The sequence below is a fragment of the Streptomyces sp. NPDC023157 genome (genome assembly GCF_055560575.1).
This window is the reverse complement of sequence record NZ_JBVHIL010000017.1, coordinates 22491-38596: the sequence shown is the minus strand read 5'-3', so window position 1 is coordinate 38596 and position 16106 is coordinate 22491. Positions and strand designations below refer to the sequence as shown.

At 72.9% G+C, this 16106-nt stretch carries 13 protein-coding genes; 6 read left to right on the top strand and 7 right to left on the bottom strand.

The genetic code is table 11. From position 1 onward, the window contains the following. On the top strand, window positions 1–96 hold a 96-nt coding region (locus ACZ3ZE_RS36640; protein WP_157849844.1), incomplete at its 5' end, for an acyl-CoA dehydrogenase family protein. Window positions 97–114: 18 nt separating this feature from the next. On the opposite strand, the gene ACZ3ZE_RS36635 is transcribed toward ACZ3ZE_RS36640, so the two are convergent. After that, window positions 115–1395, bottom strand: a complete 1281-nt coding sequence (locus ACZ3ZE_RS36635) for an LCP family protein (protein ID WP_361631109.1) — start codon at window positions 1393–1395, stop codon at window positions 115–117. 131 nt (window positions 1396–1526) lie between these two features. On the opposite strand from ACZ3ZE_RS36635, the gene ACZ3ZE_RS36630 reads away from it, so the two are divergent. Then, window positions 1527–2060: an acyl-CoA thioesterase gene (locus tag ACZ3ZE_RS36630; RefSeq protein WP_361179942.1), complete on the top strand. Its 534-nt coding sequence runs from the start codon at window positions 1527–1529 to the stop codon at window positions 2058–2060. A gap of 130 nt (window positions 2061–2190) precedes the next feature. On the opposite strand, the gene ACZ3ZE_RS36625 is transcribed toward ACZ3ZE_RS36630, so the two are convergent. Then, window positions 2191–3672, bottom strand: a complete 1482-nt coding sequence (locus ACZ3ZE_RS36625; RefSeq protein WP_467262142.1) for an LCP family protein — start codon at window positions 3670–3672, stop codon at window positions 2191–2193. A 126-nt stretch (window positions 3673–3798) separates the two neighbouring features. Here ACZ3ZE_RS36625 and ACZ3ZE_RS36620 point away from each other — a divergent pair, with 126 nt between their 5' ends. Next, complete coding sequence (locus ACZ3ZE_RS36620; RefSeq protein ID WP_361179947.1) at window positions 3799–4815, top strand: glycosyltransferase family 2 protein; 1017 nt, start codon at window positions 3799–3801, stop codon at window positions 4813–4815. A gap of 78 nt (window positions 4816–4893) precedes the next feature. On the opposite strand, the gene ACZ3ZE_RS36615 is transcribed toward ACZ3ZE_RS36620, so the two are convergent. The 4 genes from ACZ3ZE_RS36615 to ACZ3ZE_RS36600 all read right to left on the bottom strand — a co-directional run bounded on the left by ACZ3ZE_RS36615 (window position 4894) and on the right by ACZ3ZE_RS36600 (window position 10775). Then, entirely contained in the window at window positions 4894–6612 is a 1719-nt protein-coding gene (locus ACZ3ZE_RS36615) for an LCP family protein (protein WP_361179949.1), read from the bottom strand. Between the two features lie 53 nt (window positions 6613–6665). Then, window positions 6666–8414: an LCP family protein gene (locus ACZ3ZE_RS36610; protein ID WP_361179951.1), complete on the bottom strand. Its 1749-nt coding sequence runs from the start codon at window positions 8412–8414 to the stop codon at window positions 6666–6668. A gap of 268 nt (window positions 8415–8682) precedes the next feature. Continuing rightward, window positions 8683–9819: an LCP family protein gene (locus ACZ3ZE_RS36605; protein ID WP_361629967.1), complete on the bottom strand. Its 1137-nt coding sequence runs from the start codon at window positions 9817–9819 to the stop codon at window positions 8683–8685. Window positions 9820–10019: 200 nt separating this feature from the next. Next, window positions 10020–10775, bottom strand: a complete 756-nt coding sequence (locus tag ACZ3ZE_RS36600; RefSeq protein WP_361179955.1) for a TIGR03089 family protein — start codon at window positions 10773–10775, stop codon at window positions 10020–10022. Window positions 10776–10911: 136 nt separating this feature from the next. Here ACZ3ZE_RS36600 and ACZ3ZE_RS36595 point away from each other — a divergent pair, with 136 nt between their 5' ends. The 3 genes from ACZ3ZE_RS36595 to ACZ3ZE_RS36585 all read left to right on the top strand — a co-directional run bounded on the left by ACZ3ZE_RS36595 (window position 10912) and on the right by ACZ3ZE_RS36585 (window position 14712). Next, window positions 10912–12519: a peptidoglycan recognition protein family protein gene (locus ACZ3ZE_RS36595; protein ID WP_467262140.1), complete on the top strand. Its 1608-nt coding sequence runs from the start codon at window positions 10912–10914 to the stop codon at window positions 12517–12519. A 77-nt stretch (window positions 12520–12596) separates the two neighbouring features. Continuing rightward, window positions 12597–13715: a mannose-1-phosphate guanylyltransferase gene (manB, locus tag ACZ3ZE_RS36590; RefSeq protein ID WP_361179960.1), complete on the top strand. Its 1119-nt coding sequence runs from the start codon at window positions 12597–12599 to the stop codon at window positions 13713–13715. A 40-nt stretch (window positions 13716–13755) separates the two neighbouring features. Continuing rightward, window positions 13756–14712 carry a DNA-3-methyladenine glycosylase family protein gene (locus ACZ3ZE_RS36585; protein ID WP_363293223.1) on the top strand — a complete coding sequence of 319 codons (957 nt, stop codon included), beginning with the start codon at window positions 13756–13758 and terminating at the stop codon, window positions 14710–14712. Between the two features lie 9 nt (window positions 14713–14721). Here the strand turns inward: ACZ3ZE_RS36585 and ACZ3ZE_RS36580 are convergent, their stop codons facing one another. After that, complete coding sequence (locus ACZ3ZE_RS36580) at window positions 14722–16002, bottom strand: coenzyme F420-0:L-glutamate ligase (protein ID WP_361179996.1); 1281 nt, start codon at window positions 16000–16002, stop codon at window positions 14722–14724. Between the last annotated feature and the right edge of the window lie 104 nt (window positions 16003–16106).

Sequence of the window (16106 nt, the reverse complement as noted above, 5' to 3'; positions counted from 1 at the left end):
CCCGTCGAGCGCATGATGCGCGACGCCAAGATCACCCAGATCTACGAAGGCACCAACCAGGTCCAGCGCATCGTCATGGCCCGCAACCTCCCGTAGGGGAGGCGTACGAGCCGGTCAGCGGTCCGAGGTGACCGTGACCGGCTCGTCGTTGCGGATCTGCTCGACGAGCTGCTTCACCTTCGGCATGTCCCAGCGCAGCGAGTTCTGCGGGGCGGTGCCGTTGATCGGCATGTTCATGGACTTGCCGTCGCCGCCGCTGATGCCCTTCATGGCGAAGAACATCTTCCCCAGGTCGTACAGCGACATGTCCTTGTCGACGATCAGCGTGTCCAGGCCCGCGCCCAGCGTCGGGTACAGCGCGAACGGGTTGAGGATGGTGCCCGGCGTCGCGGCCTGGTTGGCCAGCGCGGACAGGAACTTCTGCTGGTTCTTCGTGCGCGCCAGGTCCGACTCGGCGAAGGCGTAGCGGGTACGGACGAAGGCCAGCGCCTGCTCGCCGTTCAGGGTCTGCGTGCCGGCCTGGAAGTCCGCGCCGGACTTCTTGTCCTTGAAGCCCTTCTCGATGTTCAGTTCGACGCCGCCGAGCGCGTCCACGATGTTCGCGAAGCCGGCGAAGCCGATCTCCGCGTAGTGGTCGATGCGCAGCCCGGTGTTGAACTCCACCGTGCGGACGAGCAGTTCCGGGCCGTCCATCGCGTACGCGGCGTTCAGCTTGGAGCCGCCGCGCTCCGCGTACTTCTTGCCGGACTCCGAGCCCACGAACGACGGGATCGTCACCCAGGAGTCACGGGGCAGCGAGACCATCGTGTTCCCGCTGGAGCAGGCCGCGAGGATCATCATCGAGTCGGTCCGCTTGCCCTCGGCGGAGCCCGTGTGCAGCTTCTTCTTCTCCTCGGCCGACATGCCCTCACGGCTGTCGGAGCCGACGATCAGGTACGTGGTGCAGTCGCCCTCGGAGGGGCGCTCGATGACCTTGGCCAGGTCGACCTCGTTGCGCATCCGTGAGCTGGCCCACGCGTAGGTGCCGACGCTCCAGCCGACCACGGCGACCACGAGCACGATCGAGCCGATCTTGATCCGGCGCCGCCAGTCGGGCCGGGCGCCCGCCCCGCCGCCGGGGTGCGGGGCGTACTGCGGAGGTACGGTGCCCTGCCCGCCGCCCCGGCCGCCGGTCTGCGGGGCGCCGTACACCTGGGCGTCGCCGTAGCCCGAGTCGTAGCCGCTGCCCTGCGCCTGCGTGAAGTTGGGGTTGTACCCCTGGTCGTACTGGGGCTGCCGCCCGTACGGCTGCTGCTGCCCGTACTGCTGCTGAGGCTGCTGCTGGGGGACCTGCGGGCGCTGCACGTGGCGCATCCGGCGGGGTCCCTCGGGCTGGGCGTCGGGCCAGTCATTCATGTGGACCAGTCTGCCGTCAGGCCCGGCCGCCCCGACAGGCCGGGTGGGGAATCGGGTCGGCGCTGTTGCCAAGCTGATGCAAAGCGGACGGCGTCGGTACCGGCCCCCAGACCAGGCATAAGGTAGAGGGCATGACAGATCAGGGCGACATCCCGGGCAAGCCCACCTCGGCGTCCCGCACCACGCTGAGCCACATCATGACCAGCCACGACACCAACCTCCTGGGCACGGTGCACGGCGGCGTGATCATGAAGCTGGTGGACGACGCCGCGGGCGCCGTCGCCGGCCGCCACTCGGGCGGGCCCGCCGTCACCGCCTCCATGGACGAGATGGTCTTCCTGGAGCCGGTCCGGGTCGGCGACCTGCTCCATGTGAAGGCCCAGGTCAACTGGACCGGCCGGTCCTCCATGGAGGTCGGCGTCCGGGTCATGGCCGAGCGCTGGAACGAGTCCACGCCCGCCACCCAGGTCGGCTCCGCCTACCTCGTCTTCGCCGCCGTGGACGGCGACGGCAAGCCCCGCCCGGTCCCGCAGGTCATCCCGGAGACCGAACGCGACGAGCGCCGCAACCAGGAAGCCCAGATCCGCCGCACCCACCGCCTGGCCCGCCGCCGCGCGATCAAGGAACTCCGCGAACGCCGCGCCGCCGAGGGCTACGAGGACTAGGGCCTGTCCGGCGGATCATGGCCGGGGTCCTGATCCGCCGGACAGGCCCTAGGGACGCCGAGGGGCGCCCGCGGGCGCCCCTACGGTCACACCACCAGGTGACCCGCACAGGCACACCACCGGGTGCCCCCTACGGGCACACCACCTGGTCCCCCGTCACCGCCTCGAACTGCCCCGACTGCGTCTCCCGCGCCCGGACCTTCACGACCCCCTTGTACTCCGCGCCCACCGTCACCCGCAGCGTCCCGCCCTGCCCCGGCACCGCCCGCAGCTCCGCCCCCGGCAGGGCCGCCGCGAGGGACTGGGCCGAGCGGTCCCAGCGGGGGTCGAACTCGACGAGGGTCCGGACCCGGTCCGTCCCGGACCCGGTCCGCGGCGCGCGGGTCGTGTCGAAGCCGCTCGCCCGCAGCGCCTCGTCCACCCGGCCGCCGAGCCCGTCGGTCCGGGTCCCGTTGTAGACCTGCACCCGGATCGTCCTCGGCGCGACCTCCACGTCCACCGGCCGCGGCCCCTTCGGCGCGGCCGGCCGCTGCGGGGTCAGCGGGCGGTCCTCGCGCAGCGACTCGAACAGCTTCTGCGCCTTGGCGGCGTCCCACTTCACGGTCGAGCCGATCCCCTTCACGGGGAAGCTCATCTGGCCGATCGGCACGGACACGAACTCCGACGACGCCGGCGTGAAGCCGCGCATCGCCTTGGCGAGGGCCAGCATCTGCTCCGTACCGAAGCCCTGGTCGGCCCGGACCGAGCCCAGCGCGGTCGTCGCGACCTCCCGGAACCGCACCGGGTTGAGCAGCACCCCGCCGCTGGACAGGCGGTCGATGAGGGCCGCGAGGAACTTCTGCTGGCGCTGCATCCGCCCGAGGTCGGCGGCGCCGTCGACATGGCGGGAGCGCACGTACTGGAGCGCCTGCCCGCCGTCGAGCTCGTGCGGCCCGGCCGGCAGGTCGAGCCCGGTGTACGTGTCCTTCAGCGGCTTGGTGGTGCAGATCTGCACGCCGCCCACCGCGTCGACCGTCTTCATGAAGCTGGTGAAGTCGACCTCCAGGTAGTGGTCGATCTTCACCCCGGTCATCGACTCGACGGTCCGCACGGTGAGCCCGGGCCCGCCCTCCGCGTACGCGGCGTTCAGCTTCACCGGGTGCGCGTGGTGGTGCCGGCCGGTGGTCAGGTCGGTGTGCTCGGGCATCTCGGCGTACGAGTCGCGGGGCAGCGACACGACGCTCGCCCGCTCCCGGTCCTCGGAGATGTGCACCAGCATCACGGTGTCCGTGCAGTGGCAGGGCGCGCCGCCGAGCCGGTACTTCGCCCGCTCCTCCGGGGTGATCCGGTCCCGGCCGTCGGTGCCGACGACCAGCACGTTCATCCCGTTCCCGGCCTGCGGGCGGTTCTTCATGTCCTTGAAGGGGTCGACCCGGGTGATGCCGGTGTCCAGGCTCGTCACGACGGCGTGCCCGATCCCCCCGGCGGCGAGCACGACCACCGAGAGCGTCGTCGCCATCCGCATCCCCCACTTCGGCCGCCTCGGCCTCCGCCGCTGCCCCGTCGGCCTCCGACGGGCGGGTACGGGGCGGGCGGCGGGCCGGGGACGGGGCGTGCGGGGCGGTGTGGGCACCGGGGGACACCTCCGCGGGTGTGACAAGGGGACCGTGAGCACCGTAGGCCCATACGATCAGCGCCACCCGGAGGCGGCCCCGGTGGCGCGCACCGGTGTCCCCCATTCGCGGTAACGTGGCGGACGATGAACGCCACGCCCCCTGTCTCCGTGATCATGCCGGTCCTCAATGAGGAGCGGCATCTGCGCAACTCGGTCCGTCACATCCTCGAGCAGGAGTACGACGGCGAGATGGAGGTGGTGATCGCGCTCGGCCCGTCCACGGACCGCACCGACGAGATCGCCGCCGAGCTCGTACGGGAGGACCCCCGGGTCCACACCGTGCCGAACCCCACCGGTCGTACCCCCGCCGCCCTCAACGCGGCGATCAAGGCCTCCCGTCACCCGATCGTGGTCCGCGTCGACGGCCACGGCATGCTGTCCCCGAACTACATCGCGACCGCCGTCCGCCTCCTGGAGGAGACCGGCGCGCAGAACGTCGGCGGCATCATGCACGCCGAGGGCGAGAACGCCTGGGAGGAGGCGGTCGCCGCCGCCATGACCTCCAAGATCGGCGTCGGCAACGCGGCCTTCCACACGGGCGGCGCCGCCGGCCCGGCCGAGACCGTCTACCTGGGCGTCTTCCGCCGCGAGGCGCTGGAGCGGCAGGGCGGCTACAACGTGGAGTTCATCCGCGCCCAGGACTGGGAGCTGAACTTCCGCATCCGCGAGGCCGGCGGCCTGATCTGGTTCTCGCCGGAGCTGCGCGTCCAGTACCGCCCCCGGCCGTCCGTGCGGGCGCTCGCGAAGCAGTACAAGGACTACGGCCGCTGGCGGCACGTCGTCGCCCGCTACCACGAGGGCTCCATCAACCTGCGCTACCTGGCGCCGCCGACCGCCGTCTGCGCGATCGCCGCGGGCCTGGTCGTGGGCGCGGTGCTGACCCCGCTCGGCTTCGTGATCCCGGCCGGCTACCTCGCGGCCATCGCCGCCGGCTCCGTCCCGGCCGGCAAGGGCCTCTCCCTGAAGGCCCGGCTGCAGATCCCGGTGGCGCTGGCGACCATGCACATGTCGTGGGGGTACGGCTTCCTCACCAGCCCGCGCGCGCTGGCGCGGAAGGTCATCGCGAGCAAGCGCCCCGCGGTGACGAGCGAGACGGTCTGAACGGCCCCACCCGCATACGGTGACGGCCGGACCCCCTTCTGGGGGTCCGGCCGTCACCGTATGCGGGTGGGGCGGGCGTCAGCTCTTGCCGTCCCACTTGTAGACGGAGTAGACGTCCATGCACGCCACCTTGTCGTCCGCGCCCTCGGGCAGGTCGCCCGCCGAGACCTGCGGCTTCTTGTAGGTGGTGCCCTCGCGCCAGTCCGCGCCGACCACCAGGGTGATGGCCTCGGCCTTCGCGTCGGCGCGCACCGCCGAGTCCGGCAGGCCCAGGGACTTGGCCACCGAGGCGGCGTTCGCCTTGCCCTGGTCGCCGTCGGCCTTCGGGTAGAGGACCACGCTGTCCTTGCGCGGCTCCGGGTTCCGCGAGGACTCGGCCTGGCCGAAGCCCTTGCCGCGCAGGTGCTCGGCCATCGTGCCGGCCCGGCCCCCGGCGGCGGGCTGGCCGTCGCCCGCGGTGCCGTTGACGACCGTGACCTTGAAGGAGCCGGGCTCCTCGGCGGGCGTCTTCGGCTTGGCCGGGGTGGTGGGCTTCGGCTTGCCGCCGGCCGCGTCGCCGTTCTTGTCGAAGGCGACGTCGTCGCGGAGCATCGACCACATCTTGTCGGCCGAACTCTGCACCATCTGCAGCTTGTCGCGGTTCTGCGGCCACTCGACCGTCGGCACCGTCGCCGTCGTGAGCCGGTCCATCTTCACGTTCTTCAGCTGCATCGACAGGTCGAACAGCTTCTTCACACTGGCGATCTCGTCCGAGACCTTGAAGGCCTTGACCGCGACCTCGGCGAGTCCGATGAGGCGTCCGGTGTCGGTCCAGGCGTTCTGCCCCTGGAGCTTCGTCATCAGGCCGTTCATGTACATGTGCTGGGCCTTGGCGCGGCCCTGGTCGTTGCCCCAGGCGTGCCGGGTGCGCAGCCACTGGAGGGCCTGCTCGCCCTGGACCTCGGTGGTGCCCTGCGGCAGCTTGAGGCCGGAGCCGCCGTGGACCCGCTTGGTCGATCGGTCCCAGACGCCGGTCTTCACACAGACCGGGACGCCGCCGACCTCGTCGGCCATCGACACCACGCCCGCGAAGTCGATCATCATCCAGTGGTCGATGTAGACCCCGGTGAGCTTCTCCCAGGTGGTCAGCGTGCAGCCGGGGCCGCCGCGGCCGAGGGTCTCGTTGATGGGCGAGTTGACCGTGGCGGAGTAGGTCTTGCCGTCGTCGCCCTTGCACTCGGGGATCGGCACGATCGTGTCGCGCGGTATGGAGACGATCGAGGCGTTCTTGCGGTCCGCCGACACGTGCAGCAGCATCTGGACGTCGGCGAGCGGGGCCCGGTCGCGGTCGTCCTTGCCGCCGCCGAGGGCGACGTTCTTGGCGTCGGCGCGGCTGTCGGAGCCGATCAGGAGGATGTTCAGCGGGGTGTCGCCGAGCGCGTTCGGGGCGCCCTTCTTGACGCCGCTCTCGCCGCCCGAACGCCCGCCGCTGCGGATGTTGCCGTTGAGGTGCTCGTAGTACAGGTATCCGGCGCCGGCCGTGCCGAGTATCAGCAGCGACAGCGTCGCCGCCACCCAGCGCAGCACCTTGCGCTTGCCGGGCTGTTTCCCGCGCCGGCGCGGGCCGCCGCGCCGGTGGCCGGACCGGCCACCACCACCGCCGTCGCCGGAACCGCCGCCACCACGACGCGAACGGGGCACACCGGCCCCCTGGCCGGCCTCCTCGTCGCCCTCGTAGAGCGTCTCGTCCCAGCCCAAGTCGCGGGCGTGCGGGGCGCGTTCTCGCGCCCCCTCCCGTCGCACGCTGCTCTGTCCCACCCCAGGTCTCCTCGTCATTCAGGTGCGGCCCAAGGCCGGATAGCTCGTCCGGGTCACTTCGCGCACACCTGCTTGTCTGCCGTCTGCGCACCTTCCGGCGTCTTCGCCGGTCCGGTGAGGGGCACCCCCGCGCCCTTGAAGTCCGCGCCGAGGACGAGCGTCATGGGCTCGCGCTCCCCGGCGTCCTGCGTGCCCGGCTTGAGAGCCGAGGCGGGCAGACCCATCAGATCCGCCAGCTTGCGGGCCTGATCGGCCTGGTTCGGTGCGTAGGTGAGCGTGGTCGCGGCCGCCTTCTCGGGGGCGTTGCTCTTGTTGGTCGACCTCGTCACGCCGTGCTCGTTCTGCAGCCAGTTGAGGGTGGACTGCGCCGCGCCGCGGATGCCGCTGCCGTTGTAGACGTCGACGCGGACCTCGTGGGCGGTGGAGCGGGTGCCCTTGAGGAGCGCCGCCTGGGCCTTCGCCTGGGCGTTCTTGGCGTCCGCCTGCTGCTTCTTCACCTCGGTGAGCGAGGTGTCGGACTGCATCATCGCGAAGAGCTGCGGGGCCTTCACCGGGTCGGGGACGACCGTGATCGGCTTGGGCTCGGCCGGGTTGTCGATGACCGGCAGCGTCATGAACGTGATGTTCTTGGTGTCGATCTTGGCGAGCTCCTCGGCCAGTCCCGTGAGCTTCGTGATGCTCCCTATGCCCGTGTCGACGGTGAGGGCGTTGGTCGCGGCGTCGGCGAGCCCGTACAGCTTCGTCGGGGACGTGAGGGTGTCGTCCGACTTCATCTGCCGGATCATCGAACTGAGGAACTGCTGCTGGACCTTGATCCGGTCCAGGTCGCTCTCGTTGCCGAAGCTGTGCCGGGTACGGACGAAGGCGAGGGCCTGCTCGCCCTGGATGGTCGACTCGCCCGCCGGCAGGTTCAGCTTGGAGTCCTTGTCCTTCACGGGCTTCGCCAGGCAGACCTTCACGCCGCCGACGGCGGTGGTCATCTCCTTGACGGCGTTGAAGTCGGCCATCATGAAGTGGTCGACGGTCAGGCCGGTGAGCTCCTTGACCGTGCGCATCGTGCAGCCGGGGTCCCGGTCGGACTGGCCGAGGCTCACGTTGAAGCGGGTCTGGGTCTGCCCGGGGATCGTCTTGACGGTGCCGTCCGGCAGCTTGGTCTGGCACTCCGGGATGGTGGTGACCAGGTCGCGCGGGATGGACATCGCCGTGGCGTTCGTCCGGTCCTTGGAGACGTGGAAGAGGATCGTGGTGTCCGCGTGGCCGGGGCTGTTCTTGTCGCCGTAGCCCGCGTTGCCCTCGCCGGTCCGCTTGTCGGTGCCGATGAGGAGGACGTTGAAGGCCTCGTCCTTGCGGAAGCCGCCGCTGCCCGCGCCGGCCACGTCGACGGTCTTGATGTTGCCGTCGAAGTGGTTGTACAGCGCGTAGGCCCCCGCGGCGCCGCCGACGAGCACGAAGGCCATCGTGCCGCCGGTCCAGATCAGGACCTTCTTCTTCCTGGACTTCTCGGGCCTGCGCTTGCGCCGGCCGACGGGCGGCTGTCCGCCCGCGTCGGTGGGGCGCCGGCGGCGCTGCCCGGGCACGGGCGGCGCGGTCTCCGGGGCCCGGACGGCGCCCTGCGGCTCCCGCTCCCCGTGGCCTCTACGGCCGGGGGCGGCGCTGCGGGCACCCGGGCGCTGGGACGGAGCCTGCCGCGACTGCCCAGCGGAGCGGTCCAGTCGCAGTTCGTAGTTGCCGGTCTGCGGGTTGAGTACCCACTGGTCGGCGGGGTCGATCTCGTCCGCCCGTCCACGGCTGTGCGCGTCCACGGTTACTAGAGTCCTCCGTCGGTGCCACACGCGAAGCGCCTCCCCCTCGGGCGCTCGGTCGTTCGATCCTTCGAGTGCGCGACCACGCGGTCGTGAGCACCGGATCGCGTCACACTATCCGCCCAGTTCAGCGTGGGGCGACGTCCGTGACAAATTCCACGCCCCTTACAACCGGGCAATTTGCTCATACCTCATGCTGTGTGGCCCTCCCCTTTGTTCCCGCTTTGCCATGCGCGTCACTCCGCCCCCTTTGTGCCCGCCTTCCGGCTCACCCCGGGCACCCTCCCTCCGCCGCGTTCCGCCCGGAGAAGGACGGGGTCTCGGACGGGCTCGGGCCGCCGTCGCTCGGGTCGGACTTCTCGTTGCCCCCCGGCCGTACGGTCACGGGCTTGTCGGCGCGCAGCGCGGCGAACAGCCGGTCGGCGTCCGGCTGTACCAGTTCGTCCCGGTTCGCGTTGTACGTGTAGGGGCGCCGGGGCACCGTCAGGAACTGCACCTTCTCCGTCGGGATCGCCCGCATCGACCGCGCCAGGTCGTACAGGTCCCGCAGCGAGTCGAGGCCCGGGTCGGTCGTGATCGACTTGGTGGCCGCGTCCAGGACCGGGTAGAGCCGGGTCGGGTTGAGCAGCACGCCGTCGCTCTGGACCTTGTTGACCAGGGCGCCGAGGAACTGCTGCTGGCGGTCCATCCGGTCGGTGTCGCTGCCGTTGCCGATCGACTTGCGGGCCCGTACGAAACCGAGCGCCTGCTCGCCGTGGAGCGTCTGGCGCCCGGCGGGCAGCTTCAGATGGGCGTCGGCGTCGTCGATCGGCTCCTTGAGGCAGATCTCGACCCCGTCCACGGCGTCGACCATCTTCTTGAAGCCCCGGAAGTCGATCACCATGTGGTGGTCGACCCGGATGCCGGTCATCTTCTCCAGGGTGCGGATCGTGCACGCGGTGCCACCGAACTCGAAGGCCCAGTTGAACTGCGCGAACTGCTCCCTGGTCCGGGTCCCGTCGGGCTTGGCGCAGCTGGGGATCGTCGTCATCAGGTCGCGCGGGACGGACACGGCGGTCGCCGAGGACCCGCCGCCGGACAGGTGCAGCAGGATCGTGGTGTCCGAGCGCTGGCTGCCCCCGTCCTGCCCGTACTTCCCGTTCCCGGCGCCGGCCCGGGTGTCGGAGCCGATGAGCAGGATGTTCCGCGCCGCGTTGACGGCGGGGGAGGGCCGCTCCTTCTCGTACTTGAGGAGCTCGGCCGCGGCCGACGTGTCCGTGGTGATGTTGGAGTCCAGCTTGCGGTAGAACCACCACCCGACCCCGGCCGCCGCCAGTACCACGAGCGCCACGGCCAGAGCGGTCCAGCGCAGCCAGTGCCTCTTGCGTCGCGGCGGCGAGTCTGCGCTGTCCGTGCTGTCCGTCACGTCTGCGTCCGTCCTTGATGGCGTCTTCGGCGCACCGGAGGGCGTCGTCTCGCTGAAGTAGACGGTCGGTTCCGGCGCTTGGTTGTGCGGAAGGCATCGTTACCCCCCGGCCGATCATGTACCGGAGACGCCGCCGGGACCCGGGGGCTCGGCGCGTCGGTAGGCCGGACGGGTGGGAGACGGGGAGCGGGAGGAGGGACTCAGGCGGTGAGCGTGACGGTCACCCGCTCGCTCTCCACCCGCTTGGCGAGCCCCTCGGCCCCCAGCTGGTCCAGGTTGCGGCACAGGACCACCGAGCCGCCGGTGGCCAGCGGGGCGTAGAGCCCGGCGGAGAGCCCGGACCAGCCCTCGTACGGGCGCCCGGAGAGGAGCCGTCCGCCCGGTGCGAGCCCCAGCTCGGCGGCGTCCGCGCGGGCCCGCTCGACGAGCTGGGCGCCCGTCAGTTCCGTACCGTCGACGACGAGGGCGACCGCGCCGGGATCGACCGGGACGAACGGGGCGAACCGGTCGCCCTGTCCGGGCACCTCCACCGCGTAGTCCGCGTATCCGGCGGGCGGCGCGGGGAAGCGGCGGCCCAGCGGGGCGAGGGAGAGCGCGATCCGGTCTCCCGAGCACGCCAGGCCCGCCTCCAGGCCCTCCGGCCCCGCGACGACGTAATCGGCGTCGGCCGGGTCGCCGCCGAGCTCCGCGGTCACGCCGACGGACGAGCAGGCGAGCAGCCACACCGCGGTCTGCCAGTGCGCGGGCAGCAGCAGCGCGAGCCGGTCGCCGGGGGCGGCGGACAGCTCGCCCTGGAGCAGGTTGGCCGTCTTGGCCACCCAATTGGCGAAGGTGGCCACCGACAATTCCACGCGTTCACCGGTGGCGTCGTCGTAGAAAGTGACCAAGGGGCGGGCCGGGTCCGCGGCGAGCGCGGATCGCAGCAGGTCGGCGGGGGTACGGTCGCTGGCGTTCACGCGGGCAAGCGTACGCGCGGCGCCCCGCCGGGTCCGCCGTACCGGTGACCCGGTCCACCGGTCGGCCCGACGGGGCGTCAGTTTCCGTACGGATTCCCGGCGCGCGGAACGCCCGCCCGGTGTGGACGATCGCCTCATGCGTGCCAACCTCGCCTCCTCGATCGCCGTCAGCTGCGCGGCGGTGCTCGCGCTGCCGCTCACCGCCGCGACCCCGGCCGGCGCCACGGGCGCCTTCCCGGCCGCGCCCGGAGCCGCGAGCGCGGCCCGCGCCGTGCCCGCCGCCGCCGAGCCCGCGGGCTCGACGCAGTCGCTCCCGCTCGAACCCCTGGCCCCCGCGGTGGACGGCCCCCGCGACCGGGTGCTGGGCTCCGCCGCGGCGGCCGGTCAGGGCCTCGCCCGACAGGACGTCAGACCCTTCTCCCTCGTCGGCGTGGTGTGGGACGACGTCCACGCCTCCCTGCGCGGCACGGTCCAGGTCCGCACCCGGTCCACCGTCGGCGGCGTCTGGTCCGACTGGCAGTCGGTGGAGACCCACAACGACGAACACGGCGCCGACCCCGGCACCGCCGAAGGCCGCTCCCGCGCCCTGCGCGGCTCCACGGCCCCCCTGTGGGTCGGCGACTCGGACGGCGTGGAGATCCGCGTACGCCCGGAGGCGGGTGGGCCGGGGGAGGACGTACGGGAAGGGGTGACGGCGGACGGGCACGCGCCGGAGCGGGCGGTACCGGACGGGGACGCGCAAGACGGGCTCGCGCCGGACAAGCGCCTACCGGAGGCGGCCGTACCGGACGGGCACGCGCGGGACGGCCACGCGCCGGACGAGCACGGACCTGAGACGGCCGTACCCGACGGCCACGCCCCGGAGGACGCCGTACCCCAGCGGACCCGGCGGGCGCCCGCCCCGCTCCCCGCCGGCCTGCGCCTGGAGCTGGTCGACCCCGGCCCGGAGCCGCCCGTCACCGAGACCCAGGACCGCACCGTCCCGGCCGCGGGCGCCCAGGCGGTCCAGTCCGCCCAGGGAGCCCACCCGGCCCAGGCCGCCCCCGCGGCCCCGGCGGCCCCCGCCGCGCTCCCCGCCCTCACCCGAGCCGAGACCCTGGCGACCCTCCCCGGCGGGGCCGCCGCGGCGAAGCCGTTCATCGGGCCCCGGCCGCGGATCATCACCCGCAAGGGCTGGGGCGCCGACGAGCGGTTGCGCGAGAAGGGCTTCGTCTACACGAAGACGATCAAGGCGGCCTTCGTGCACCACACCGCCACCGGCAACCGCTACACCTGCCGCCAGGCCCCGTCCGTGCTGCGCAGCATCTACCGCTACCACGTGAAGAGCAGCGGCTGGCGGGACTTCGGCTACAACTTCGCCGTCGACAAGTGCGGAAACATCTACGAGGGCCGCGCCGGCGGCGTGGCGAAGCCGGTCATGGGCGCCCACACCCTCGGGTTCAACACCAACAGCATGGGCATCGCGGTGCTCGGCAGCTACGGCGGGACCACTCCGCCGGCCGCGGCGGTGACCGCCGTCGCACGGCTGACCGCGTGGAAGCTGGGGCTGTACGGGGTGAATCCGACGGCCAAGACGTATCTCACATCCGGCGGCGGAAACCTGTACAAGAAGGGCAGAAAGGTCAGGTTCAACGCCATCGCCGGTCACCGCGACGGCTTCGCGACCGAATGTCCGGGCGCGCGCCTCTACGGAAAGCTCGGCACCGCCCGGTCGGCGTCAGCGAAGTACCAGGGGAGGCGCTGATGGGGTCAGGGACTCAACCATCTGCATAAACTGACCGGTCATATCGTACGGACGGGCGAACGGAGCCTCCCCCGGCGATGAGACCGGAACCGAACAGGAAGCAGAGACGACAGGTGACAGAAGCGATCCTCCTGGTCGGCGGCAAGGGCACTCGACTCCGTCCTCTGACGGTCAACACGCCCAAGCCCATGGTCCCGGCGGCCGGCGTCCCCTTCCTGACCCACCAGCTCGCCCGCGCCCGCGCGGCGGGCGTGGAACACATCGTCCTGGCCACCTCGTACCTGGCCGAGGTCTTCGAGCCGTACTTCGGGGACGGTTCGGCCCTCGGCCTGAGCATCGAGTACGTGACCGAGACCGACCCCCTCGGTACCGGCGGCGCGATCCGCAACGCGGCCTCGCACCTGCGCTCGGGCCCGGACGCCCCCGTCCTGGTCTTCAACGGCGACATCCTCACCGGCCTGGACATCCGCGCGCTGCTCGCCACGCACGAGTCGTCCGGTGCGGACGTCTCCCTGCATCTGACGCGGGTGGAGGACCCGCGGGCGTTCGGCCTCGTGCCGACGGACGCCACCGGCCGTGTCACGGCGTTCCTGGAGAAGCCGCAGACGCCCGAGGAGATCGTGACGGACCAGATCAACGCGGGGGCGTACGTCTTCCGCCGGTCGGTCATCGACACCATCCCGACGGGCCGCCCGGTCTCCGTGGAGCGCGAGACCTTCCCCGAGCTCCTCGCCTCCGGCGCCCACCTCCAGGGCATGGTCGACTCCACGTACTGGCTCGACCTCGGCACCCCGCAGGCCTTCGTCCGCGGCTCCGCCGACCTGGTCCTGGGCCGCGCCCCGTCCCCGGCGGTCCCGGGCCGCTGCGGCGACCGGCTCGTCCTGGACACGGCCGTGGTCGCGGCCGACGCCAAGCTCACCGGCGGTACGGTCATCGGCCCCGGCGCGGTCGTCGGCGCGGGCGCCCGGATCTGCGGCTCGACGGTCCTGGCGGACGCGGTCATCGCCCCCGGCGCGGTCATCACCGACTCCCTCGTCGGCGCGGGCGCCCGCATCGGCGCCCGCACGGTCCTGACCGGCGCCGTCATCGGCGACGGCGCGGACGTGGGCCCGGACAACGAACTCCGCGACGGCGTCCGCGTCTGGTGCGAGGCCACCCTCCCCGCGGGCGCGGTCCGCTTCTCCTCGGACGAGTAGCACGCCCCGCCGGCGCCGGCGCCCCGATACGCTCGTACCCATGGCAGGCCGCTTCCCACCCCCGTCCACCCGCGTCACCGTGCGCGGCGGCCACGTCCCCGTCCCCGCGTCCGAGGACGCCCCCCTGGACCTGGGCCTCACCCTCGGCCCGCTCCGGCGAGGCCCCGCCGACCCCACCTTCCGGGTCACCCCGGACGGCTCCGTCTGGCGGGCCAGCCGCACCCCCGACGGGGCCGGCACCCTGCGGGTGCGGCTCGACTCGGGCGCGGCGAGCGCGGAGGCGTGGGGGCCCGGCGGCCCGTGGCTGCTCGACCGGCTGCCGGGGCTGCTCGGCGCCGAGGACGACCCGGCCGCCTTCGTCCCCCGCCACCGGCTCCTCGCCGCGACCCACCGGGCCCGCCGCGGCCTGCGGCTGACCCGCACCGGACTGGTGCTGGAGTCGCTGATCCCGTCGGTCCTGGAGCAGAAGGTGACGACGGACGAGGCCTACCGGTCCTGGGGCGTGCTCGTGCGGAAGTACGGCGAGCCCGCCCCGGGCCCCGCCCCGGACGGCATGTACGCGATGCCCGACGCCCGTACGTGGGCGACGATCCCGTCCTGGGAGTGGCACCGCGCGAACGTCGATCCCAAGCGCTCCGCGACCATCGTGCGCGCGGCCCGCGTGGCGCACCGCATGGAGGAGGCCGCGGCCATGGCCCCGGCGGCGGCCCGCGCCCGCCTCGAACTGATCCCCGGCATCGGCCCGTGGACCTCCGCGGAGACGATCCAGCGCAGCAACGGCGCCCCCGACGAGGTCACCACCGGCGACCTCCACCTGCCCGGCATCGTCGGCTGGGCCCTCGCGGGCGACCGCACCGCCGACGACGCGGCCATGCTGGAGCTGCTGGCCCCCTACGAGGGCCAGCGCCACCGGGCCGCCCGGCTGGTGCTGCTCAGCGGCCGGGTCCCGCCCCGCCGGGCGCCACGGATGACGCCCGGCCGCATCACGCACCTGTGAGGGCGGCGCTCAGCGCACCTCGATGAAGGCCCCGACTTGCCGTACCGGCCGCTCCTTCGGCGGCGCCGCCGGACGCCCGACGGCGACCGCGCCCATCGGGTCCCAGCCCTCCGGCAGCCCGAGCACCTCCCGTACGACGTCCCGGCAGAACATCGTCGAGGACACCCAGGCCGAGCCGAGCCGCTCCCCGGCCAGCGCGACCAGCAGGTTCTGCACGCCCGCGCCCGCCGCGACGACGAACATCTCGCGCTCGGCGGCGTCCCGGCGCGGGTCCCCGTAGTGGTGTGCGCCGTCCATGACGAGACAGGGCACGATCAGGTACGGCGCGTTCCGCAGCACGTCGCCGCGCCGCACGCGCCGGGCGATGGACTCCTCCGACTTGCCGTCGGCCCGCAGGTCCGCGATCCACGCGTCCCGCATCGCGTCGAGCAGCCGCAGCCGTGCCTCGGCCGTTTCGAGCAGGACGAAGCGCCACGGGGTGGTGTGGTGCGGGGCGGGCGCCGTGACGGCCGCGGCGACGGCCCGCCGTACCGCCCCCGGGTCGACCGGGTCGTCGGTGAACTCCCGTACGGTGCGCCGCAGCGTCACCGCCTCCCGGACGGCCTCCGAGGTGCCGAGCCGGAACATGTCGTCGGCGGCCTCCCGCACCAGCGCCCGGGCGCCCGGCTCCTCGTCGCCGGCGACGAGGTGGGGCAGCCCGCGCACGACGGCGACGGGCCGGCCGGAGGCCTTGCCCTTCACCAGGTCGCCCGCGGCGGCGAGTTCGTCGCCGGTGGCGACCACGGTCACGTTCAGCTCGTTGCCGTGGGAGTCGGTGATGCCCCGCAGGTCGTCCAGGACGCGCACCCCGGCGGCGCCGATGGCGACATCGGTGAGCCCGCCGCGCCAGGGGCGCCCGAAGGTGTCGGTGACGACGACACCCACGTCGACGCCCAGCGCCTCGCGCAGCCCGGCCCGGATCCGGCGGGCCGAGGCGTCCGGGTCCTCGGGCAGCAACAGCACGGTCCCGGCGGGGGTGTTGGAGGCGTCGACCCCGGCGGCGGCCATGACGAGCCCCTGCCGGTTCTCGACGATCCGCAGCGCCCCGCGCCGGGCGACGACCCGCACGGTCTCGGCGTCGATCGCCTCCTCGCGGTCGTCGGCGGCGATCACCCGCCCCTCGGCCTTGCTCACGATCTTCGAGGTGACGATCAGGACGTCCCCGTCGAGCAGCCCCGGCGAGACGGAGGCGATCAGCTTGGCGATGTCGTCCCCGGCCGCCACCTCGGGCAGCCCGTCGAGCGCCCACACCTCGAACCGGGGCGCGCCGCCCCCGGCACCGACGGGGAGCCCGGCACCCTCGACGGTCCCGGCAGGTCCGGCCTGCCCGGCCCCCGGAGGCGTACCGTCCGCCC